This window comes from Chryseobacterium sp. MP_3.2 (genome assembly GCF_035984805.1).
Lineage (GTDB): Bacteria > Bacteroidota > Bacteroidia > Flavobacteriales > Weeksellaceae > Kaistella.
Window position 1 is genome coordinate 105,574 of sequence record NZ_JAXCHW010000004.1, and the last position, 22,010, is coordinate 127,583.

Annotated in this window: 22 protein-coding genes; 4 read left to right on the forward strand and 18 right to left on the reverse strand. The window is 36.9% G+C overall.

Annotated elements, in window-relative coordinates; translation table 11 throughout:
* Positions 1–5: 5 nt before the first annotated feature.
* The 5 genes from RCH13_RS07345 to RCH13_RS07365 form a co-directional block, all read right to left on the reverse strand.
* The gene (locus RCH13_RS07345; RefSeq protein ID WP_326986589.1) at positions 6–764 is read right to left on the reverse strand and encodes a TIGR00730 family Rossman fold protein; all 759 of its coding nucleotides are present in this window, start codon (positions 762–764) and stop codon (positions 6–8) included.
* A 9-nt stretch (positions 765–773) separates the two neighbouring features.
* Positions 774–1,487 carry a nucleotidyltransferase family protein gene (locus RCH13_RS07350; protein WP_326986590.1) on the reverse strand — a complete coding sequence of 238 codons (714 nt, stop codon included), beginning with the start codon at positions 1,485–1,487 and terminating at the stop codon, positions 774–776.
* 85 nt (positions 1,488–1,572) lie between these two features.
* On the reverse strand, positions 1,573–1,986 hold the full coding sequence (locus RCH13_RS07355) for a RapZ C-terminal domain-containing protein (RefSeq protein ID WP_326986591.1): 414 nt from the start codon (positions 1,984–1,986) through the stop codon (positions 1,573–1,575).
* Between the two features lie 46 nt (positions 1,987–2,032).
* Positions 2,033–2,443: a GxxExxY protein gene (locus tag RCH13_RS07360; RefSeq protein WP_326986592.1), complete on the reverse strand. Its 411-nt coding sequence runs from the start codon at positions 2,441–2,443 to the stop codon at positions 2,033–2,035.
* 35 nt (positions 2,444–2,478) lie between these two features.
* Positions 2,479–3,489, reverse strand: a complete 1,011-nt coding sequence (locus tag RCH13_RS07365) for an aminoglycoside phosphotransferase family protein (RefSeq protein WP_326986593.1) — start codon at positions 3,487–3,489, stop codon at positions 2,479–2,481.
* A 35-nt stretch (positions 3,490–3,524) separates the two neighbouring features.
* On the opposite strand from RCH13_RS07365, the gene xrtF reads away from it, so the two are divergent.
* Entirely contained in the window at positions 3,525–4,091 is a 567-nt protein-coding gene (xrtF, locus tag RCH13_RS07370; protein ID WP_326986594.1) for an exosortase family protein XrtF, read from the forward strand.
* Positions 4,078–4,518, forward strand: a complete 441-nt coding sequence (locus RCH13_RS07375) for an exosortase F system-associated membrane protein (protein WP_326986595.1) — start codon at positions 4,078–4,080, stop codon at positions 4,516–4,518. Before xrtF ends, RCH13_RS07375 begins: the two co-directional genes overlap by 14 nt.
* Here RCH13_RS07375 and RCH13_RS07380 read toward each other — a convergent pair.
* The 12 genes from RCH13_RS07380 to RCH13_RS07435 all read right to left on the reverse strand — a co-directional run bounded on the left by RCH13_RS07380 (position 4,515) and on the right by RCH13_RS07435 (position 18,976).
* Positions 4,515–5,516 carry a cation diffusion facilitator family transporter gene (locus RCH13_RS07380; protein ID WP_326986596.1) on the reverse strand — a complete coding sequence of 334 codons (1,002 nt, stop codon included), beginning with the start codon at positions 5,514–5,516 and terminating at the stop codon, positions 4,515–4,517. The genes RCH13_RS07375 and RCH13_RS07380 overlap by 4 nt on opposite strands.
* Before the next feature lie 77 nt (positions 5,517–5,593).
* Positions 5,594–6,586 carry an aspartate-semialdehyde dehydrogenase gene (locus RCH13_RS07385; RefSeq protein ID WP_326986597.1) on the reverse strand — a complete coding sequence of 331 codons (993 nt, stop codon included), beginning with the start codon at positions 6,584–6,586 and terminating at the stop codon, positions 5,594–5,596.
* A 25-nt stretch (positions 6,587–6,611) separates the two neighbouring features.
* Positions 6,612–7,058 carry a hypothetical protein gene (locus RCH13_RS07390; RefSeq protein WP_326986598.1) on the reverse strand — a complete coding sequence of 149 codons (447 nt, stop codon included), beginning with the start codon at positions 7,056–7,058 and terminating at the stop codon, positions 6,612–6,614.
* Positions 7,059–7,195: 137 nt separating this feature from the next.
* On the reverse strand, positions 7,196–10,507 hold the full coding sequence (locus tag RCH13_RS07395; protein ID WP_326986599.1) for a TonB-dependent receptor: 3,312 nt from the start codon (positions 10,505–10,507) through the stop codon (positions 7,196–7,198).
* Positions 10,508–10,726: 219 nt separating this feature from the next.
* Positions 10,727–11,587, reverse strand: a complete 861-nt coding sequence (nadC, locus tag RCH13_RS07400; protein ID WP_326986600.1) for a carboxylating nicotinate-nucleotide diphosphorylase — start codon at positions 11,585–11,587, stop codon at positions 10,727–10,729.
* 39 nt (positions 11,588–11,626) lie between these two features.
* Positions 11,627–12,469 (reverse strand): sulfurtransferase, encoded by an 843-nt coding sequence (locus tag RCH13_RS07405; protein ID WP_326986601.1) that lies wholly within the window; start codon positions 12,467–12,469, stop codon positions 11,627–11,629.
* Between the two features lie 108 nt (positions 12,470–12,577).
* On the reverse strand, positions 12,578–14,149 hold the full coding sequence (gene nadB / locus RCH13_RS07410; protein ID WP_326986602.1) for an L-aspartate oxidase: 1,572 nt from the start codon (positions 14,147–14,149) through the stop codon (positions 12,578–12,580).
* 295 nt (positions 14,150–14,444) lie between these two features.
* On the reverse strand, positions 14,445–14,666 hold the full coding sequence (locus RCH13_RS07415) for a hypothetical protein (RefSeq protein WP_326986603.1): 222 nt from the start codon (positions 14,664–14,666) through the stop codon (positions 14,445–14,447).
* A 37-nt stretch (positions 14,667–14,703) separates the two neighbouring features.
* Positions 14,704–15,333 (reverse strand): NAD(P)H-dependent oxidoreductase, encoded by a 630-nt coding sequence (locus RCH13_RS07420; protein WP_326986689.1) that lies wholly within the window; start codon positions 15,331–15,333, stop codon positions 14,704–14,706.
* A 98-nt stretch (positions 15,334–15,431) separates the two neighbouring features.
* Positions 15,432–15,908 (reverse strand): ribonuclease HI, encoded by a 477-nt coding sequence (rnhA, locus tag RCH13_RS07425; protein WP_326986604.1) that lies wholly within the window; start codon positions 15,906–15,908, stop codon positions 15,432–15,434.
* Positions 15,909–15,911: 3 nt separating this feature from the next.
* Positions 15,912–17,498 carry a replicative DNA helicase gene (gene dnaB, locus RCH13_RS07430; RefSeq protein WP_326986605.1) on the reverse strand — a complete coding sequence of 529 codons (1,587 nt, stop codon included), beginning with the start codon at positions 17,496–17,498 and terminating at the stop codon, positions 15,912–15,914.
* Between the two features lie 239 nt (positions 17,499–17,737).
* On the reverse strand, positions 17,738–18,976 hold the full coding sequence (locus RCH13_RS07435; protein WP_326986606.1) for an MFS transporter: 1,239 nt from the start codon (positions 18,974–18,976) through the stop codon (positions 17,738–17,740).
* A gap of 80 nt (positions 18,977–19,056) precedes the next feature.
* Here RCH13_RS07435 and RCH13_RS07440 point away from each other — a divergent pair, with 80 nt between their 5' ends.
* Complete coding sequence (locus RCH13_RS07440; protein ID WP_326986607.1) at positions 19,057–19,395, forward strand: DMT family transporter; 339 nt, start codon at positions 19,057–19,059, stop codon at positions 19,393–19,395.
* Between the two features lie 123 nt (positions 19,396–19,518).
* Positions 19,519–20,382, forward strand: a complete 864-nt coding sequence (locus RCH13_RS07445; RefSeq protein ID WP_326986608.1) for a T9SS-dependent choice-of-anchor J family protein — start codon at positions 19,519–19,521, stop codon at positions 20,380–20,382.
* A 73-nt stretch (positions 20,383–20,455) separates the two neighbouring features.
* Here the strand turns inward: RCH13_RS07445 and RCH13_RS07450 are convergent, their stop codons facing one another.
* Positions 20,456–21,955: a GH3 auxin-responsive promoter family protein gene (locus tag RCH13_RS07450; RefSeq protein ID WP_326986609.1), complete on the reverse strand. Its 1,500-nt coding sequence runs from the start codon at positions 21,953–21,955 to the stop codon at positions 20,456–20,458.
* Between the last annotated feature and the right edge of the window lie 55 nt (positions 21,956–22,010).

The following is a 22,010-nucleotide window of genomic DNA, read 5'->3' on the forward strand; positions in this document are numbered from 1 at the left end:
GCCAATCAGAAGTTTACGTTCACCGTATACTTGTCATAAAATGCTTTGATATGCGCCACTGCATCATCTGCTGTATCTACTATTCTGTAGAGTTTTAAATCTTCTTCGGCAATCATTCCGTTCTCCACAAGAGTGTTTTTAAACCAATCTATTAAACCACTCCAAAATTTGCTTCCTACCAAAACGATGGGGAATTTTCCAATTTTATTGGTTTGGATTAAGGTTAGGGCTTCTGTCAATTCATCCAATGTACCAAATCCACCCGGCATCACAATAAAACCTTGAGAATATTTTGTGAACATTACTTTTCTCACGAAAAAATAATCGAAGTCTAAACTGTAACCTTTATCAATGTAAGGATTAAAATGCTGCTCGAAGGGAAGGTCGATATTTAAACCGATGGATTTACCACCCCCATTTTTTGCGCCCTTATTTCCCGCTTCCATAATTCCCGGTCCACCGCCAGTAATAACTCCAAAACCAATGTCCGTTATTTTTTGTGCAATTTCTGTGGCCAAATCGTAATATTCACTTCCTGGGCTTAATCTAGCCGATCCGAAGATAGAAACACATGGTCCAATTTTCGCCAATTTTTCATATCCATCTACAAATTCTGCCATGATTTTAAAGACCATCCAGCTGTCTTTAGTAATGGTTTCATCCCAGGTTTTTTCTGTAAAGGAACGCTGGACTTTCTGGTCAATTTCAAATTCATCACCCGCCGCAACTTTAGTCGTCCCTTTTCCTCTATTTATCTTTGACATGTTTTTTTCTTATTTAAAATATTGTTCTGCTTCTAACACAGATTCTGGCCTTCCTACATCAATAAATCTTGCATCATGCAGAAAACCTTGAATAGCCTCGGTGTGCATCAAATCCAAGTATTCTTCCATAATAGAAAATTTACCCGTCCTTTTAATTTTATCAAATATTTTGGGATTGATGCAGTGGATTCCACTGAAAGCCAAAGGTTTAAATCCTTTGTTGAATTCTGCCAATCGCTGTTCTCCCGTTTGCACATTAAGCCATCCTCTCAGAACCATTTCCTCATTGAAAAGTAATTTGCGAGAACTCACGCGATCTGATACTGCTAATGTAGCAAAATCTTTCTTTTCTTTATGAAACTTTATGAATTCATTCAGATTTAAATCGGTGAGGATATCTGCATTCAAAATAAGAAAATCCTCCTCGAAGTCCAAAAATTTTCGCGCAAAAACCAATCCGCCGCCCGTTTCTAGCAACTCATTTTTTTCATCAGAGATTTCTACTTTCGTACCGAAATTATCATTCTTCCTTAAAAATTCTACGATTTGCTCCCCGAAATGATGCACATTAATCACGAATTCATTGATGCCAAAACTTTGAAGGTACTTAATATTGCGCTCCAACAAAGGAATTTCATTTACTTGCACCAACGCTTTTGGATGATGCTCTGTGAAAGGTTTTAGTCGAGTTCCTTTACCCGCGGCGAAGATGAGTGCTTTCATTTTGTAGAATAATTTGTGATGACCGAGGATATAAGCAACCTGTTTTATTTAAAAATAGATGTGCTTTACTTTAAAGTCTAATTATTTAGGAATGGTGGTTGAGTTGTGGTTGTTCATCATGGTTGATAGTAACCTCTGCTTCAGGATATTTGTTTTTTACATATTCTGCAATTTTTTCCGCAGAATAAACGGAGCGGTGCTGTCCACCAGTACAGCCGAAATTAATTTGAAGATGCTCAAAACCTCGACCTAAATAATTTTCAATGTTAATGGAAACCAAATTTTTCACGGCTTCCAAAAATTTCGGCATTTCTGTATTCTCCTTCAAAAACTCCTGAACACCGATGTCGCAACCAGTTTGAATTTTAAATTCTTCTAGTCTTCCTGGATTTAAGATTCCCCGGCAATCAAAGGCAAAGCCACCTCCATTTCCCGAATTGTCTTTCGGTATGCCACCTTTTTTGTAGGAAAAACTATGTATTTCTATTTTTAAACTCATTTTCTATAACTATTTTTAAACATTAAGGTATTAAGATTGATTAAGATTAATCTGGTAGAGCTGTGAAATATTCATTCACAAATGGTTTCATCGATTTTGTGATATTATCAGTGAAAAAGTTTATGAGCAGTCCCTGAGGTCTTTGCAGCAATTTCATATAGGTTAATAACTGAGCCTGATGAACCGGTTTTAAATCTTCCACCGTTTTTAATTCTACAATCACCAAATCATTAACGAGTAAATCCAATCTTAATGTTGTTTCAATTAAAAGTCCGTCATACACTATGTCTGCGACTACTTGTTGCTTCACTGAAAAACCATTTCTTTCCAGTTCAAATTTTAAGCATTTTTCATATATACTCTCTAATAACCCAGGGCCGAGATTTTTATGGACTTTTATGGCATAGCCCGTAATATCATAGGAAAGTTGAGTTACTAATTTTTTTGTAACAGCCATAATTACTTCATTTATCTTAATTTCTTAATGGTTAATTATTTAAGCAATTTTTCAATCTTCTCTTTCGTTTCCACGGTCTGCAACTCGCCGATTAATTTCGTCATTTCCGGAAAGTCACTCATTTTATCCCAAGTTTCTGAAAGTTGCACTAAATTTTCTATTCCTTTTTCCAAACTTGCCAAGAAGTGCCTCTTACGCTGAATTAATCCACGGAATCCATACGCCCCTAAAACCTGCAGAAAGCGAATCAACTGAAGCGGCTCTAATGATTCTTTTAAACTGATTTGATCAGCTTCCTTTTCCCAAAGCGAATAATAATAAGTTAGCATTTCTGCTCGGAATTCTGCGGGAAAATTAGCTTTCGCCTGAAAAAGAAAAGAAACTACATCATACATCAAAGGTCCTTTCATGGCAGATTGATAATCGATGAAATGTACTTCGTTATCATCATTCACCATAATATTTCTTGCCTGAAAATCGCGAATCATTAAACCTTGCGGTTGGAGATTTTCGAGGAGGGAAGTTATGATCTTAAACTCTTTCAGCAAAATTGATTTTTGATAGGAAATTTCTAAAACATCGATGATGAAACTTTTAAAATAAAACAAGTCATTGGTGATGGGTAAATCATCATATTTTTCATATTCAAAAGTTTTTGAATAGTCGATTTGATTTATTGTTTGATGCTGAAGGGCAAATAATTTTTCAAGGGTAGCTTGAACTAAAAATTTCACATCGTCAGACAAACCTTCTTTTTCAATTAGATCTGATAAAGTATTCCCGCCCAAAAATTCTTGAGCATAGATTTTTCTGTCATTGGAAATGGCAAAGATTTCGGGGGAATTTAATTTTAGATCAGAAAAAATTTGAGAAAAATAGAAGAAACTTTCGTTTTCCGCAAGATTCTCATTGGAAGTGATGATGTATTTTTGAGTAGAACTTTCTCCTACAAAATTAATTCGGGCAGATCCACTTTGGGCTAAAATTTTAAAATTTTCGGCTTTTTCACCTATGTATTCCTCGAAAAAATGTTGTGCGTCTTCCATAACTATTCTTTCGCAAATATAGGGAAAATAGAATTTTGGAAATTGGTATCTTTACCGCAATGTTTAGCGATTTCAAACCTGTTCTTAAAGTGCTTTTGCGGTTCATCATCTTTTATGTGGTGATGGTTTTGGGCTATCAACTTTATCTTAACGGATATGCCAATTCTGGGTTAGATCCTATCTCAACTTGGGTCGCAGAACAAACCGTTTTTGTACAAGAAGCTTTGGGTTATCCCACTGTATTGGTTCCAGGTAAGCCGGTGGAAGAAACAACATGGTTTTACGTAAGTGAGCAGTATGTTTCTCGCATGGTGGAAGGTTGCAATGTTATTTCAGTCATGATTCTATTTCTGGCATTTATCTTAGCATTTTTTAAAGAAGGCAAAACTTTTGTTTTTGCTGCGGTAGGAATTGTAGTACTGCATATTATGAATGTGTTACGAATTGCGGGACTTAATATTTTACTCGTAGAATTTCCGCAATATTCAAAAATTGGGCATGATTATCTTTTCCCTGCAATCATTTATGGAACTGTGGTGGTTCTTTGGTTAATTTGGATCAAATATTTTGCAATAGAAACGATGGCTGATGAAAATTCTTAACTGGTTTATAGTTGCATTGGGAATATTCGGATTGATCAGCGTGAGAATGCTGGAAGATCAACTCTTTTACGATCCATTTCTCAATTATTTTCATGAGGCCAATAAAAACGCACCGTTTCCGGACTTTATTTGGGGAAAATTAATTTTGAATTATCTCTTTCGTTTTCTCTTGAATCTGATGTTTTCTGCTCTGGTGGTTTATTTTATTTTCAAAAATAAAAGATGGACTGTTCAGGCGATCGTTCTGATGCTTCTTGTTTTCGTCCTTACCTTCAGTCTTTACCTTTACAGCATTTACACCGAATTTGAGATCGGTTATTTATTCTCTTTTTATATGAGGAGATTTGTAATTCAACCTCTCATTTTACTCTTAATTATTCCGCTTTTTTATTACCGAAAGCATCTGCAGATTGTTCCGAAGATTTAAGATTTTGAAGTATGTTTAGGAACCTGCGCAATGTTTTTATCATTCCATTCCACTCTCTTTACGAAAGCCATTTCTCGAACGGGGCAATCAAATATTTCGCAGATTTCGCAGGAAGTTGTTTTGCAGTCATCCAGATGGAAATTAAACTCAATGACGCGATCAGTATTGCTCCCAATTAACTTATACATTTCCTCCATTTCCCGGTGTGCTTCCCGAAGTTCTAAATACCATGGCAAAGTCAAATGTGCGTCAATATGAAGTCCGCTGCCATGTTGCTGAATCCGCATTTTGTGCAAATCAATCCAAACAGGTTTTCGGTTTTCATTTAAAAAACAGGCTAATTTGGAGAGCATTCCAATGTCTGCTTCATCCATAATTCCGCTCAGCGCTTTTCGGATAATTTTATACCCTACGATCATAATATATCCACCGAAAAGAAGCGCAACTGCCGCATCAATCCAGTATAAATTTGTAAAATAGACCAGAATTAAACTGATTACAACTCCAAGAGTAGTTAAGGTATCACTTTGCAAATGTTTCCCGGAACTTTGTAAAACCAAAGAATTTTCCTTGATCCCTTTTTGATAAGAAATATAACCTAACAAATAATTAATTGCCGCCGTGATGGCGATGATGATCATTCCCCAATCTAATTGTTTCGGGATATTGCCTTGGAGGAGAGAGTTTACAGATTGTGCAATGATGATTACTCCCGCAAAAATAATAAGGGCTCCTTCTATTCCAGAGGTTACAAATTCTACTTTTCCGTGGCCATAAGGATGTTCCCGATCTCGTGGTTTAGCCGCAAGATAAAGAGAATAAAGTCCCATAAAGGCTGCGATAATATTCACGATACTTTCCATAGCATCCGAGAAAACTGCATCTGAATTGGTTAGATTCCAGGCAATTAATTTGGCTACAAAAAGAATGATACCAATAACGGCAACCCATCTCTGAAAGGTGAAATTATTTTGTGAAGAAGAAGGTTGGTCAGTCATTGAGTTTTACTTAGGAGCGTAAAAATGTTTGAAAGGTCTAAGGATAAAAAAATGCTCACTTTTTGTGAGCATTACTTTTAAACTAAATTATTTTTATAGAGATATTCTGCGATCTGAACCGCGTTTGTAGCGGCACCTTTTCGGAGATTATCTGCTACAATCCACATATTCATGGTGTTCGGTTGGGAACGATCCCGTCTTATTCTGCCAACAAAGACATCATCTTTACCTTCTGCATAAAGTGGCATGGGATATTCACTATTCTGCACATTATCTTTCACGGTAATGCCCGGAGTTTCTGCTAAAAGTTTTCGAACTTCATCCAAGTCAAAATCATTTTCAAATTCCAGGTTCACGCTTTCAGAATGTCCACCTTGTACGGGAACACGTACTGCAGTTGCGGTAATGCTGAAAGAATCATCTCCCAAAATTTTCTTGGGTTCCGTCATGAGTTTTATTTCTTCTTTGGTGTAATCATCCTCAGAAAAAACATCACACTGCGGCAGAGCGTTTTTGAAGATTTCATAAGGATAAACCTTTGCCACAGATTGATCTCCGGCAATTTCTGCATTGAGTTGATCTACCGCATTTTTGCCCGTTCCCGTTACGGATTGATACGTAGAAACGATGGCTCGTTTTAATTTATATTTTTGATGAAGCGGATTTAACACCATCACCAACTGAATGGTAGAACAGTTTGGATTGGCAATAATCTTATCTTCTTTTGTCAATAAAGAAGCATTGATTTCTGGCACCACCAATTGATGCTCCGATTTCATGCGAAAGGCAGAAGAGTTATCAATAACGGTAGTTCCCACAGCTGCAAATTGAGGCGCAAATTCCAAAGAAATATCACCACCTGCAGAAAACAAAGCGATTTGTGGCTCTTTAGAAATGGCCGTTTCCATGGAAACAATTGCGATTTCTTCGCCTTTAAATATGATTTTTTTGCCAACGGAATTTGCGGAAGCCACAGGTATCAATTCAGTCACGGGAAAATTTCTTTCTTCCAAGACTTTCAGCATGACCTGACCCACCATTCCTGTTGCTCCTACTACTGCAATTTTCATTCAGAATATCTTTGATTAAAAAAGTTTATGCGAAAAGTGAAGGAAAAACTCTAGTCCAAGGGAATGCATAGGCAAACAAAGCAAATGCAACAACGCCCATGATTACAATTTTCATAGCTAAAGTTTCATGAGATTTCATGTATTTATTAATGATGGTCATCAATACTACGCCAATTAACATGGATACCGGATGCTCCACATAAGAAAATCTTGCCGCTGCATTACTCATTAAAGTTCCTGTTTCCAAAGCGCCTTTTAATCCTGGAGAGAAAATAAGCATGGCAACACCTACTAATAATTGAACATGAAATAAAATCATGGTTACCAATGTAGAAACTCTTAATAATTTTGATATTTTCCCGGAGAAACCGAACATGGTAGCAATTAATGCAATGACGAAAATGATGCCCGCAAGCAGAATTAAGTAAGCAAATCCTTTGTGTGCCTCGGTGATAATGTTAAATGTATCCATAGTAATTTTTATTAATGGCAAAGATAAAAAAAATCCTGATGTAACCTGTGTTGCAGGCCTTTCCTTTTCTGCATATTTGACAAAAAAACTGCCCTACAAAATTAATTGTAGGGCAGTTTTAATATTAAAGAGAAATACTAGAAAGCATATTTAAATCCTAACATAGCACTCCATGTAGTAAATCTTGAACTTGCTGGTCTGGTTGGACTAGAAATTAGATTTGCACCATCTCGAAGCATTGTGAAGCTTGGATCTGGAGAAACACTACCTGATCTTCCTAAAATAGCTGCTCCGTTCGAACTTACGTTATTATCCTGGATTCCCCATTCTGAGTTTAGCATGTTTCCGAAGTTCAATACATCTAATGTAATCTGAACTTTGTCTCCTTTCTGAACCATATCCGTAAATAAGTTCTGCGTTAATCTTACATCTACACGGTTTAACCATGGCAATAAGAACTCATTACGTGGAACAATTTGACCTCTGTATTTTTCTAATCCGTTTTCAGAAACAAATTGGTCAAATGCTGCTTGCTGCTGTTGTGCAGTAAACAAAGTATTAGTTCCCTGTCTGATGTCTACGAATTTTACACCTTCTGCTACCGTTGGAATATACATTAAATCATTCGCGATTCCATCACCATTTACGTCATTAGAATAGTAGTAAGAGAATCTTCCTTGGTTAGAACCTGAATAATAAACACCTAAAGTAGTGTTTGCTAAAGTATAGGTTACATTCGCTACAACTCTGTGTGGCGTAGCAAAGTTAGAGATGTTCAGATTTTGCTCATTCGGAGAGTTGATTGTTGGTGAACCTCCCCAAGCTGAACTTGCACTAGATCCAGCATTTGCAGAAATCTCTTTTGCTTCAGAATACGTGTAGAACGCAGATCCAGATAGACCTTTCCATGTTCTCATGGTAGTTCCGAAAGTTGCAGAGAACGCTGTTCCTTTAATATCAGTATTTGTTAAAACAGTTGCATTGTTTGCTCCAATCGCATTGTTGTATTGGTAAGATGCTGCAGTTGGATAATAATCACGGTCTGCATAAGTCATTTTCTGCGTTGCTGCTTTTCTATTTACACCATATTGGAAGATTGCGTTTACATCTTTGGTATAAAGAATATCAGTAGTTAAAGTGAATACAGAGTTCGGAACTTTGTAGTCTGCACCAAAACTAGATCTCCATACAGATGGCATTTTAAAATCTTGATCAACTAATGCAAAAGAAGATGGTGGACCTGCTTTTGGGCTGTTAATGAAAACGTTTTCAGCTCCTGCTGGAACATTATTTACATAATAGTAAATGTCTTGCGGTTGGAATCTAATATTTCCGATCCAAGGTGCCACTTGAGCGTAAGAACCTGGTTCAACTGTATTTTGTAATACCCCTGCATTTGTTGGCATGTTTGTTAACCATACAAAAGGAACACGTCCTGTAAATACTCCAGTTCCACCACGTAGGGTTAAACTTCTGTCTCCTAAGACGTCATAGTTAAATCCTAAACGTGGAGAAAGCATTACTTTAGATTTTGGCCATTCACCAGAAGTATAATTTTTTGGATTACCATTTTTATCTAACAAAGTTAATGCATCAATAGCAGGATTAGCCGTAAGATCATTTAAGTAAGTAGGTAATTCTGCTCTTAAACCAATTGTTACGTTAAAGTTATTGGTTAAGGTAATTCTATCTTGCAAATAAGCAGAAGCTAAACCAAAGTTTACTCTAGAATAAGTGTCTTGGTTAGCATAAGGATAAGTAAGACCAAACATAATTGGTGCAACCTCAGCAGATGTTCCTGTTTTCAAGAAATCCGCTACAGAAGCATATCTGTAATATCCAGTCCCCATACGCGTGAAGGAATTACCAAATTTTTGTACTTCATACGCAACACCTGCTGTAAAGTTATTTTTACCAGTAGTATACGTTAAGTTATTGGTGATAGAGAAGTTATCATTAATAACATCATTAAGGTAAGAGAATAATTCTGTACCGAAACTGATGTAATTTCCACCACTAGCAGATCCATCCCAGATATCAACAAAAGGGAAAAGAGTGTCTGATGGTGTAGTTCTAGTATCCTGTATTTTGGAATACGTGAATAATAATTTGTTAGAAATAGCAGAATTGAAAGTTGAGTTTAATTCAGCTGTTAAGGACTGTACTTTATTTTCAAAAGCATAGTTTCCATTTTCAAAAGTCATTGCTCTATCACTTACACGGTTCCAAGCAGAACGTGGTTGTGGACCAGAGCTACCGTTAGCAACTTGCTGAGAATTTCCTTGTAAGATGTTATATCTCACCGCAAATTTATGCTTATCATTAATGTTCCAGTCTAAACGAGCTAAGAATTTATCACCTTGTTGTTCCGCTTCATTTGCGTAACCTTGATATCGACCTGGATCGTAACCCCATCTGTTTCTCAAGTGATTTTGAACAGCGATTAGATCAGATTCTCTAACTCTTGAGATATTATTTGCGGGATCTGCAATTCCATTTTGAGAAGCTTTCCAAAGATTTGCACCAGAAGCATTTGCTCCAGTAGCAGTTTCTCTTTCTGCACTTACAAAGAAGAATAATTTATTTTGAAGAATTGGCCCACCGATTGTGAAACCATTGGTAACTTTAGCTCCAGAGACTCTCTCAATTTCTTCACCGTTAATTTTCCATCCGTTTAATTCTTTACCATTGTAGTAACCGTATAGGGAACCGTGGAATTTATTAGTACCAGATTTAGTAATGGCGTTAATCCCTGCACCAGTAAAACCAGATTGGGTAACGTCAAAAGGTGCAATATTTACAGAGATTTCTTGAATCGCATCTAGGGAAATTGGCTGAGAGCTTCCTCCTGGAATTGGATTTCCACTTAAACCAAAACCGTTATTAAAGTTAGCACCATCAATCTGCAAGTTATTATATCTTGCATCTCTACCTGCGAAGGAATTTCCGTTCGCTTGTGGTGTTAATCTTGTAAATTCAGTTATACTTCTACTAGATTGTGGAAGTTCTTGAATTAATTTTTGACCTACATTCGTTGCAGCTCCTGTTTTGTTAACATTTCTCCCATTAGCTGCAGTAATTACAACTTCTGCAATGTTAGCAGTTTTTTCACCTACAACTGGATTTAACACAAAAGGTTGTCCCAATTCTAAATAAACATCATCATAGATAAGTGGTTGATCACTTCCAGAGGTAATTACTACTCGGTAAGGTCCACCAACTCGCATATTCGCTAAGTTAAAGGCTCCTGCAGAGTTTGCTGTGGCAGAGTAAATAGTTCCAGAAGGTAAGTGAGTTGCAACGATTGTTGCACCAGATTTTTTCGTACCATCAGTAGTAGTTACCGTACCAGACATGTTGCTTGTAGTAACCTGTGCATGAACAGTGCCGTAGCCTGCAAATGCCAAAGCCGCAATAAGAACTGTTTTCTTTAAGGGATTAAAATTCATTTTTGTTGATTTTTGATTACTTCTAGTGTTAAATTTTTGCAAAAATATTCAAAAAAAATGGAACTATTATTAATTAAATGTTAATTTTTAAAGTTTTCTTAAAATTCGACATATTAAGTTGAAGGTAAATCATTTAGGACACTTAATGTATCATTACATTCTCACAGTGACATTGCGTAATAATTTACTTTTTGCATATTAAATTATACATTCCATAATTTATTTTATTGCTTTTAAACTCAAATCGATGTTCGCAGCAGAGTGGGTAAGTGCGCCTGCAGATATATAATCCACCCCTGTTTTTGCAATATCTTTTAGCATTTCTCTCGTAATTCCACCAGAAGCTTCGGTCTCACATTTTCCATTTACCAATTTCACCGCTCTTTTCATGGTTTGTGTATCCATATTATCCAGCATAATTCGATCTACACACGCTTCTAAAGCTTCTTCAACTTCTTCTAAATTTCTGGTTTCCACCTCTATTTTTAAAGGTTTCTTCAATTTTTTATTGTACGCTTTCGCCATTCCTACTGCATTCGTAATGCTTCCATTGTAGTCAATATGATTGTCTTTTAACATAATCATATCATAAAGACCATATCTGTGGTTGGTTCCACCTCCAATTGCAACCGCCCATTTTTCGCAGATTCTGAAATTTGGCGTGGTCTTTCTGGTATCTAGGATCTTTGTTTTAGTTCCCAGTAAACGGGAATCCCAATCATGTGTTAAAGTGGCTATTCCGCTCATTCTCTGCATGCAATTTAAAACCAATCTTTCTGTGGAAAGAATTGATCTTGCGCTACCGGTAACGTAAAAAGCAATATCTCCAACTTTTGCAGAATCGCCATCATTGAGAAGAATTTCTACCTTTAAATTTTTATCAAAAGTTTTAAAAATATATTCTGCCATTTCAACTCCGGCCAAAATGCAGTCTTCTTTCACCAAAAGTTTGGCTTTTTGCTGTAAATTTTTTGGAATGGTAGAAAGGGTAGAATGATCTCCATCTTGAATATCTTCCGCTAATGCATTGGTGACAAAGGTTTTTAAGGCTGATTTAGTGACGTATGCTGGTTTTTTCATTTCAATATATTTCGAAACTTTTTTAAGTTTCAATTTTAGTTAATGGGTTGTTGCTATCTTTTTTTCATTTCTGGACCATTCACTCCACGAACCGATGTACAGATTTGGGATTTTAAATCCAGCGTAATCCAACGCCAATAGAGTATGACACGCCGTAACACCAGATCCACAATGAATGGCAATTTTTTCTGAGGGTATATTTTTTAAAACTTCAGCATATTTTTGATGAAGGATTTTTGGGTCTTTAAAAGTACCATCTTCATTCAGATTTTCTTTAAAGGGAATGTTGATTGCGCCCGGAACATGTCCTGCAATTTCATCTATCGGCTCTGATTTTCCCTCATATCGGTCTTTTTCTCTTACATCAATGACCACAAAATCAGGATTTCCAGCATGTTCTGCAATGAAATTAATATCGACCAAGGGTAGTTTCCATTCTTTTAAACTAAGTTTTTCTAACTTTTTCGCATCGGAAATTTTAAGTTCGAGGGATAAACCTTTTGCTTTTGCACTCTGAAAACCACCGTCTAAAACCTGAACATTTTCAATTCCTGCTGATCGTAGCATCCACCAAAATCTTGCAGCAGCATTGGCGGCATTTTTATCATCATAAACAATGACATGAGAATTTTCCGCAATTCCCAAACGTTGCAAAAGAGCCGCGAATTTTTCTAAACTCGGTAGCGGATGTCTTCCGCCATTTTTTGCGTTTTCTGGAATGTCTGCCAAGTCTTTATTTAAATCAACATACAAAGCATTCTCCAAATGTTCTTTTTGATAATTTTCAAAAGCAGCATCACCACTTCCAGCGTCAATGATGACAAGGTTTTCGTTATTTAAATCTTGCAATTCTTCTGCGGAAATGATAGGAGAAATTTTCATATTTATTTAATTTTAGAGTAATTCTTGCAGTCCTTCTTAAGCGGATCCCGAATTAAAATCAGGAGGGAACGGAAGGCGGATTAAGCTGCCCAAATAAAAGTATTTAATTTACACCAAATCTTTATTGAAAAAAGCTCCTTTATTTTCTTTCATCAAAAGGGATTGCTTAATTATTAAATAAGAGATATTCGTCAAATTCCGAAGTTCCGAAAGTTTGGGTGACAAGATAGAATAGCTATACAATTCATTCACTGCTTCGAAAATTTCTTGTTGCTTTTTCTTGGCCAAAAGCAATCTGTCCTGGGTTCGAACAATACTTACCAAATCGCTCATCATTTCTTGCAGCTGTCTTCTTAGATAAGAAACCATCACCATTTCGTCCATCATTTTCATGCCGGCTTCATTCCATTCTGGGATTGCTTTTAAATCATCGAAATTGAAATCATTTATTTTTAAAAGTTCTACCGTTTTTAAAGCAGCGTTATGTCCAAAGACCATTCCTTCTAATAAAGAATTGGAAGCCAAACGATTAGCGCCGTGCAAACCTGAATTGGTACATTCCCCAACTGCAAAAAGATTTTTGATGGAACTTTGACCGCTCATATCAGTTTCAATTCCACCCATTAAATAGTGACAGGCTGGAACCACGGGAATAAGCTGTTTGAAAGGGTCTATTCCTTCGTCTAAACATTTTTGGTAGATATTCGGAAAATGGTCCACGAATTTCTCATGATCCATATCTCGGCAATCTAATCCAACATAATCATCACCAGAAATTTTGAGCTCACTGTCAATGGCTCGTGCCACGATATCGCGGGAGGCTAATTCTTCGCGTTCATCATATTTATGCATGAACTTTCCACCGTCTTTCGTTCTGATTTTCGCGCCATCTCCACGAACCGCTTCTGAAATTAAAAATAACATTCCATCTCGCTTCGAATACAAAGCGGTGGGATGAAACTGATAATATTGCATGTTGGAAATTTTTCCGCGTGCTCTGTGCACGAAGGCAATTCCATCACCCGTTGCGATAATCGGATTGGTGGTATTTTTATAGACATGTCCAGCGCCACCGGTGGCGACCAAAGTGATTTTTGCCGTAATTTTCTTTATTCTTTTCGTTTTTTCATCTAAAACATATGCGCCATAGCAATCAATTTTATTGAGGTCAAAAACTTTATCTGGCACATGATGCTGCGTAATTAAATCCACCACGTAATGGTGCGCCATCATTTCTATCTTAGGCGATTTATTCACGGTTTCTAATAAAGCGCGTTCTATTTCTTGGCCTGTAATATCTTTGTGATGAACAATTCTGTTTTCTGTGTGTCCACCTTCTCTGCCTAAGCTTAAATGTCCATCTTTTTGGTCGAATTGAGTTCCCCATTCCACGAGTTCTTTAAATCTTTCGGGACCTTCTTCGATGACCATTTTCACCACGTCAAGATTGTTTTCCCCGTCGCCGGCTCTCATGGTATCGTCGATGTGTTTTTGGAAACTGTCTCTATCAAAGTCTGTTACTACAGATAAACCGCCTTGCGCATATTTGGTGTTGCTTTCGTCTTCATCGGCTTTCGTTACGATAATGATTTTGGCTTCGGGCATTCTTTCGGAAATTTTTATCGCATATGAAAGACCAGAGATTCCTGATCCGATGACGAGTACGTCTGCTTTTATCATTGATTATTAAGGTTTAGGATAATTTTCAGGATTTTGCTGTGCAAAGCGAACTCCGTGAACAATCACAATTTTTTTAGTACTAATAGTAAAATGTATAATAAATGGGAAATTTTTGATTTTTCAAAGACGTATTTCATCATAACGAACTTGAAAAAATGGAATATTTTCTAACTGTAATGCGCTTTCTTCAAAATTTCTAATGAATTTGTTTCCCAACTCAAAAGATATATCGCGATTATATTCTAATGCAATATCAAAATCTTCAAAATCTTTCTCCGAAAACTCAACGGTAACATTATAGATATTTTTCTCTAATTTCTCTCCATTTTTTAAATTCCGTCGGATTGGTATTTTTTACTCTTTCGCGCATCAATTCTTTTTCTTCTTCAGAAATAAAAAATTCATCTTGGTTTATTGGAAAAATAATAATCTCAACTTTGTCTGCATTAAAATTTTCGGGCAATTCTATATTTATTTTGTGGTTTTTTACTTCCACTATTTGTCTTATAACATTCATGACTTATTATTTTACATCTCAAATTTACTCAAAAATTTTAAATGAATTTAAAGAGCTTATCATTCGGTTTTCGCACTTTTTTTAGATTTTGAAATTCATCATCCTGAGACCGATAACCGATTGCCAAAGTGACCGATACTTTTTCTTTTTCCGTATTAATTGCTAAGATTTCATCAATAAGTTCTTGTTTAAATCCTTCCATCGGACAAGTGTCTACCTCCTCTAGAGCAGCTGCAAACATGAGGTTTCCTAAAACAATATAGCTTTGTTTTTGCGACCAATTCAACATTTCCTCCTCACTTAAACTGCCCATGTGCTTAGAAATACTATTTTTAAAGGGATTTAATTCATCTAAAGGAATTTCTCGAGTCTCAGAAATATAACTGAAATATTTCCCAAGATAATCCGCCCCGATTCCCTTTTTAGAAACAATCGCAATCAAGTGGGAACATGTAGAAATTTGGGAAGGATTGTAAAATGCCGGAATTAATTTTTCCTTCATTTCCGGAGTTTCAATGATGAGAATATTGTAGGGTTGCAATCCCAAGGAGCTTGCCGAGAGTTGCGCGGCTTCAAGAATATGATGAAGAACCTCCGACGAAACGGATTTTTCTGCATCGAATTTTTTTACGGAATATCTTTTCTTCAGGGCATCTAGGTAATTCATCTCACAAATATAATTCATTGATTATCATTTTTTCCATCGAAAAAATGAATAATGATGTTCCCAATTTTTTAGGTATTTCTGGATGGTGATCTTTCCATTTAAAAAAGTCCGCCCTCTTTTTGGGCTTCAAAATATTCATCTGTTAAAAGAATTGCAGACTGAGCGGCTTTTACAGCGAGTTCATCACAGATTTCATTTTCCGGATGTCCAGCATGTCCTTTAATCCAGTGAAATGCAGTGTTATGTTCCTTCAATAAAGGAATTATTCTGCGCCACAAGTCTGGATTTTTTTTGTTTTTGAAACCTATTTTGACCCAGTTTTGCAACCATTTTTTTTCAATGGCATCTACCACATATTTTGAATCGGTAAAAATGTGAATGTCATTATCTGTAGATTTCAGTTTTTCTAATGCCACGATGACTGCCAATAATTCCATACGGTTATTGGTCGTTAATCGATATCCTTTCGAATAGTGTTTCTCGTAATTTTTTTCCGGAACGCGCATCACGATTCCGTAACCGCCTTTGCCGGGATTTCCGCTACAGGCGCCATCCGTGTAAATTTCTATTCGCATGAATTAGAATTGAAAATCATCATCGTCATCTAGATCGTTCATGGAAGAACCGGATAAAGTTTGACTTTTTGGCAAATCAAAAGCTGCTCCTGGATCAATGGTCGTTTTAATCTTTTCAAAACCGCTTGGTACATCTTGCTGTGCAAAATTGGAGGATTGATAACCACTATTTCCGAACGGATCTAGATCTGCAAATTTTGCAATGTTTTTTAAGAAAGACATTCTTACATCTGCGGTTGCTCCATTTCTGTGTTTCGCGATGATTAATTCTGCCTGATTTTCTGTAGTTGTTTCAGCACCGCCTTCATCATTATCCCAGGTGGTGATTTTATAATATTCCGGACGGAAAATAAAGGACACAATATCCGCATCCTGCTCGATGGCTCCAGATTCCCGAAGATCGGAAAGTTGCGGTCTTTTTCCCGGACGTGTTTCTACAGAGCGAGAAAGTTGAGAAAGTGCGATAACTGGAACATTTAATTCCTTTGCGATGGCTTTTAAAGATCGGGAAATGGTGGCAATTTCCTGCTCCCGATTTCCTGCGCCACCTTTTCCAGAGTTGGCCGTCATTAACTGAAGGTAATCTACCATGATAATTTTCACGCCGTGCTGCATCACCAATCTTCGGCATTTCGCGCGAAAATCAAAGACGGAAAGAGAGGGAGTTTCATCAATGAATAAAGGTGCATTTTCTAAATCTGCAACATTGGTGAAAAGTCTTTGCCACTCTTCATCGGTCATCTGTCCTTTTCTTAATTTATCTGAGGAAATACCTGTTTCTGAGGCAATCATTCTGGTAATTAACTGAATAGAAGCCATCTCCAGAGAGAATAGCGCGAGTGGAACATTATGTTGAACTGCAATATTTCTTGCCATAGAAAGCAAGAATGCTGTTTTTCCCATGGCAGGACGGGCTGCAATAATAATTAAATCTGAATTTTGCCAACCACCCGTTTCTTTATCGAGATCTTTAAATCCGGAGGGAATTCCGGAGATTCCTTCTTTATCTTTTAAAGATTTAATGGTTTCGATGGCAGCTTTCACCAATGTATTCGCAGTATCAAAACCTTTTTTGATGGTGCCGTTGGTGATCTCGAAGAATGACTGTTCGGCTTTATCTAAAAGTTCGAAAACGTCTGTGGATTCTTTATAAGAACTATCGATGACATTTGCGGAAACATTAATTAAACTTCTGAGAATAAATTTTTCCAGGATAACACGAACATGGTATTCGATGTGCGCACTGGAAGAAACGCCCATGGTTAAGTCAATAATATAATGGTCTCCACCCGCAAAACCAAGCCTTTCTGTTTTCTTTAGTTCTTGGATTACCGTCATTAAATCGATGGGATGGTTACCCTCGAACAATTTTACGATGGCGCGAAATATTTCTTGATGTCTTGGATCGTAAAAAACCTCAGCGGTCAACAAGTCAATGGAATGGTCTAAACCTTTTTTATCTATTAAGAAAGTACCGATCACTAATTTTTCGAAATCTACGGCGTTTGGCGGCATTTTACCGTCTGAAATAGAGAGCTCCTTCGCAAAATTACCGTGGGTGAGAGACGATAATGTTTCTTTCTGTGTCATGATACAAAGATAGATTTTTTTAAAATCTAAGGGGATTTTTTAATCAACAAAAGGTTGTAGGATTAGGGTAAGTTCCTAGAAATCATAAGGATAAAATGTTAGTAAATGAGTTCCTGTGAAATATAGTACTCCCAGAAGTTTTAGCCCGGATTGTAGTGGATCCCGATTTTTCGGGAGAAACGGAAAGCCGGTCTGTTTTTAAAAAAGAATCTCAATTCTTCACGCTCCAAAAAAAGGAATTAGTAATTCATTTTGCGAAGTTTCGGTACCGTAGTTCCTACAAAAAGTGCGATTAAAACCGTCATAGTTCCGCCAAAAACTACGGAGCGAACCACGCCTAACAATTTGGCTGCAACGCCACTTTCAAACTGGCCCATTTCATTGCTAGACATAATGAAGATGGAATTTACACTTAAAACGCGACCGCGAATATAATCTGGCGTTTTGAGCTGCACAATTGTTCCACGAATCACGACTGAAATGCCATCTAATATCCCACTGAGAACCAGTAAGAAGAAAGAGAGCCAATATAATTCTGACAAACCAAAACCGATGATGCACAATCCAAATCCTGCCACCGCCACCAACAGAATTTTCCCTTGATTTTTACGCAGCGGAACAAAAGCCAGAAATACGATCACGCACATGGCACCAATATCGGAGGCAGCATTGAGTAAACCAAAACCTTCGGAGCCCACTTTTAAAATATCTGCGGCAAAAACGGGAACCATGGCAACTGCACCACCGAAAAGCACGGCAAACATATCCAAACAGAGGGCGCCCAAAATTTCCTTCGTCTTATAAATATAGGCGATTCCTTCTTTCATGCTTTGGACCACTCCAATTTCCTTCGACGTATTTTCTGAATGATGCTCCTTTAAAAACCAAAAGAAAAGCGAAGAAAAAATCATTAAACCAACCACCACAGCAATAGTTCCAGAAATATCTATCCAATGAATAAGAAATCCGCCGAGTGCATGACCTGTAACTGAAGCGGTAAGAAAAGTAGCCTGATTGAGGGTAATTGCATTGGGAAGTTTTTCCTTCGTCACGATTTTCGGGATCATAGAGGGAATGATGGGACCAATAAAAGCGCGGCAAAAACCCGTAAAAAATATGACGGCGTAAATAAAGTAGGAGATTTGCAGATTGCTGAAATGCAATAAACTTTCTCCGTAAAAGGCGGGAATTAAAAGCAGAGCGATTAAAAATACATAAGCGTAATTGCAAATTAAAAGCAATCTTTTCTTTTCAGAATTATCGATGACGTGACCTGCATAAAGTGCGGTAGAAACGGCTGGAATAACTTCTGACAATCCTATTAAACCGATGGCAAAAGGATCCTTGGTCAATTTGTAAATCCACCAACCCATTACTGTTGCGAGCATACGGAATGAAAGCACGAGAAAAAATCGGCCCGTCATGAGGTTTCTAAATTCCGGAATTTTTAGTGTTTGGATGGGTTCCAGTGAAATCATTTTGGGAGGATCATTTTTCGGCGGGAAATGTAGGAAATTGAAGTGAAGTTTAGAGAAAAAAATTAAATTATCTTTGGCTTATGAACTGGATATTACTCATTATTGGTGGACTATTTGAAACTGGTTTTGCCATGTGCTTAGGAAAAGCGCAAGAAACCACAGGAAGAGAAAGTTATTATTGGTGGGCTGGATTTGCAATTTCACTTTTTCTCAGTATGTTTCTATTGTACAAAGCAATTTCTGTAGGAGCCACACCGATTCCTATTGGAACTGCTTATGCGGTTTGGACGGGAATTGGCGCAGTAGGCGCTGTGCTGATGGGGATTTTTCTGTTTGACGAACCCGCCACGTTTTGGCGAATATTTTTTGTAACTACTTTAATCGCGTCTGTGGTGGGATTAAAAGTGGTGAGTAATTAAAAGTGAATGAAATTTATCATATTTTGATTTATTTTACAGATTGTAAACGATAGTGTTAATTTATTTACTATTTGTTAATAAATTTTTTATCTTTGGCTCTAATTAACCCCTAAACAATTTATTATGAAAACAAAATTATTCTCTCTTTTAGCATTTGGAATGCTAACATTTGGTAATGCACAAACTACGCTTCTCGCAGAAAGTTTTGATGCGATTACTTTGCCAGGTTGGACCTTAACAAATCAGAGTGTTCCTCTAGGAAGTACAACATGGTTCCAAGGGAGCTCTGGTGTTTTTCCTGCACAAGCAGGAGCTCCAACAGCTTACATTGGGGCAAACTTTAATAATACAACTGGAGCAAATACGATCAGCAATTGGATGATTACTCCAGATGTTTTAGCGCAAGACGGAGACGTATTAAAATTCTGGACAAGAACAAGTACTGGAGCAACGTTCCCTGATCGTTTACAGGTTCGATCTTCTACAGGTACCACCACTTTACCAAGTGGACCTACGGGTTTAGGCTCATTTACTACCCTTCATCTTGATATTAATCCTACATTATTAGCAGGACCCACAGGATATCCAGATGTTTGGAGAGAGTATACAATTACAGTTGCGGGAGTTTCTGCTACACCAGTTGCAATGAAATTTGCTTTCCGTTATTTTGTAGAAAATGGTGGTCCAGCGGGAGCTAATTCTAATTTTATTGGAATTGATACTTTTAGTGTAGTAAGACCAGCTCTAGGAGTTTCTAATGTTAACAAAGCGAGAGTCTCGATTTATCCAAATCCAACTACAGACTTCATCAATGTAAATTCAGCAACTAAGGTTTCTTCTTTAGAAGTTTATGATATTTCTGGTAAGAAAATTAATGTTGACCTTGTTGACGGTAAAGTAGATGTACAGAATTTGTCTAAAGGTTCTTATGTCCTTAAAATTACTAATGCAGATGGAACTGCAGTGACGAAGTTTATTAAAAACTAATACTCTTCAAATAAATTATAAGAAACCCTCGCAAGAGGGTTTTTTCTTTTGCAAAAAGTTTCTCGCTCTCGCATTATTTTTTGAGTGTACTTAGGAAATCGCCAATTTTTCTATCATTGGCTAGACGCGGAATTTTATTCTGACCACCCAATTTCCCTTCTGATTTCGCATAATCTAGAAAAGCATTTTTCTTTAGGTTGGAAATGATTAAAGGCTGCAAAATTTTCCCTGTGATTAAATCATCATAATAGGTATTTCTCTTACGCAATTCTTCGTCTAAGGTATTTTTAAAAGCATCTAAATTTTCTGGTTCTTTTTCAAACTCAATAAACCATTCATGGTAAGGTAAACCTGCTACAGGATTTACTTCTGGTGCCAAGTGAAATTCTGTAATCTGAGCTGAATGTTTCTCAACCGTGGCTTTCATGGCTTCTTCTACTTCAAAGGCAATCACGTGCTCCCCGAAAGCAGACGTAAAATGTTTGGTTCTGCCAGAAACTAAAATTCGGTGTGGAGCATTAGAAATAAAGCGAACTACATCACCGATAGAATAAGCCCAAAGTCCAGAATTAGTGGTTAAGATTAAGGCGTAATCCTTATTTAATTCAATTTCTTTCAAAGTCAATCTTTTCGCAGTCGGTTTTCCGTATTCTTCCAAGGGAATAAATTCGTAGAAAATTCCATGGTTTGTCAGGAGCAATAAGCCTTCCTTTTCAAAATCATCTTGAAAAGCAAAGAACCCTTCACTTGCTGGAAATGTTTGAATGATATCCACTTTTCCACCCAATAATTCTTCCATTTTTTCACGGTAAGGTTCATAATTGACGCCGCCCGTAATGATAAGATCTAAATTTGGGAAGAGGTCTTTTATTTTCTTCCCGTTTCGCTCAATCAATTTTTCGAAATACATAATCAACCAGGGTGGAATTCCTGAAATTAAAGTCATGTTTTCCTTTTCCGTCTCCTTTACAATTTCTTCAATTTTACTTTCCCAATCTTCGATGAGGTTGGTTTCTAAACTTGGCAGTCTGTTTTTCTGTAAATATTTCGGAATGTGATGCGCTACAATTCCGGATAATCGTCCGACTTTGATGCCATTCATTTCTTCTAATTCAGGACTGCCCTGCACGAAAATCATTTTCCCACCCACAAAATCTGCACTGTCTTTTTTAGCAATGTAATGGAAAAGTGCACTTTGGGCACCGGCAATTTGGAAGGGCATACCTTCTTTCGAAATGGGAATGTATTTAGAGCCAGAAGTGGTACCAGAGGTTTTAGCAAAATATTCCGGGATTCCGGGCCACAAAATATTGGCATCACCATGTTTTACTTTTTCAATAAATGGCTTTAAATCTTCGTAATCCGCAATGGGAACTTGGCTTTGAAAATCTTCTATATTTTTAATAGCCTCAAATTGATGAACACGCCCGAATAATGTTTTCTCTGCCGTCTTCACAAAAGATAAAAGCAATTTTTCCTGATCGGTAACCGCATTTTTTTTAAAGGTTTTGGCACCTTTAATATGATTTTTTGCCCAGAGTAAAGCAATTGTTGTTTTAAAAAAATTAAGCATGGGCAAATTTAAAAGATTTTAGAAATATAACCTTAAACCTAAGTAGAAATTAAGA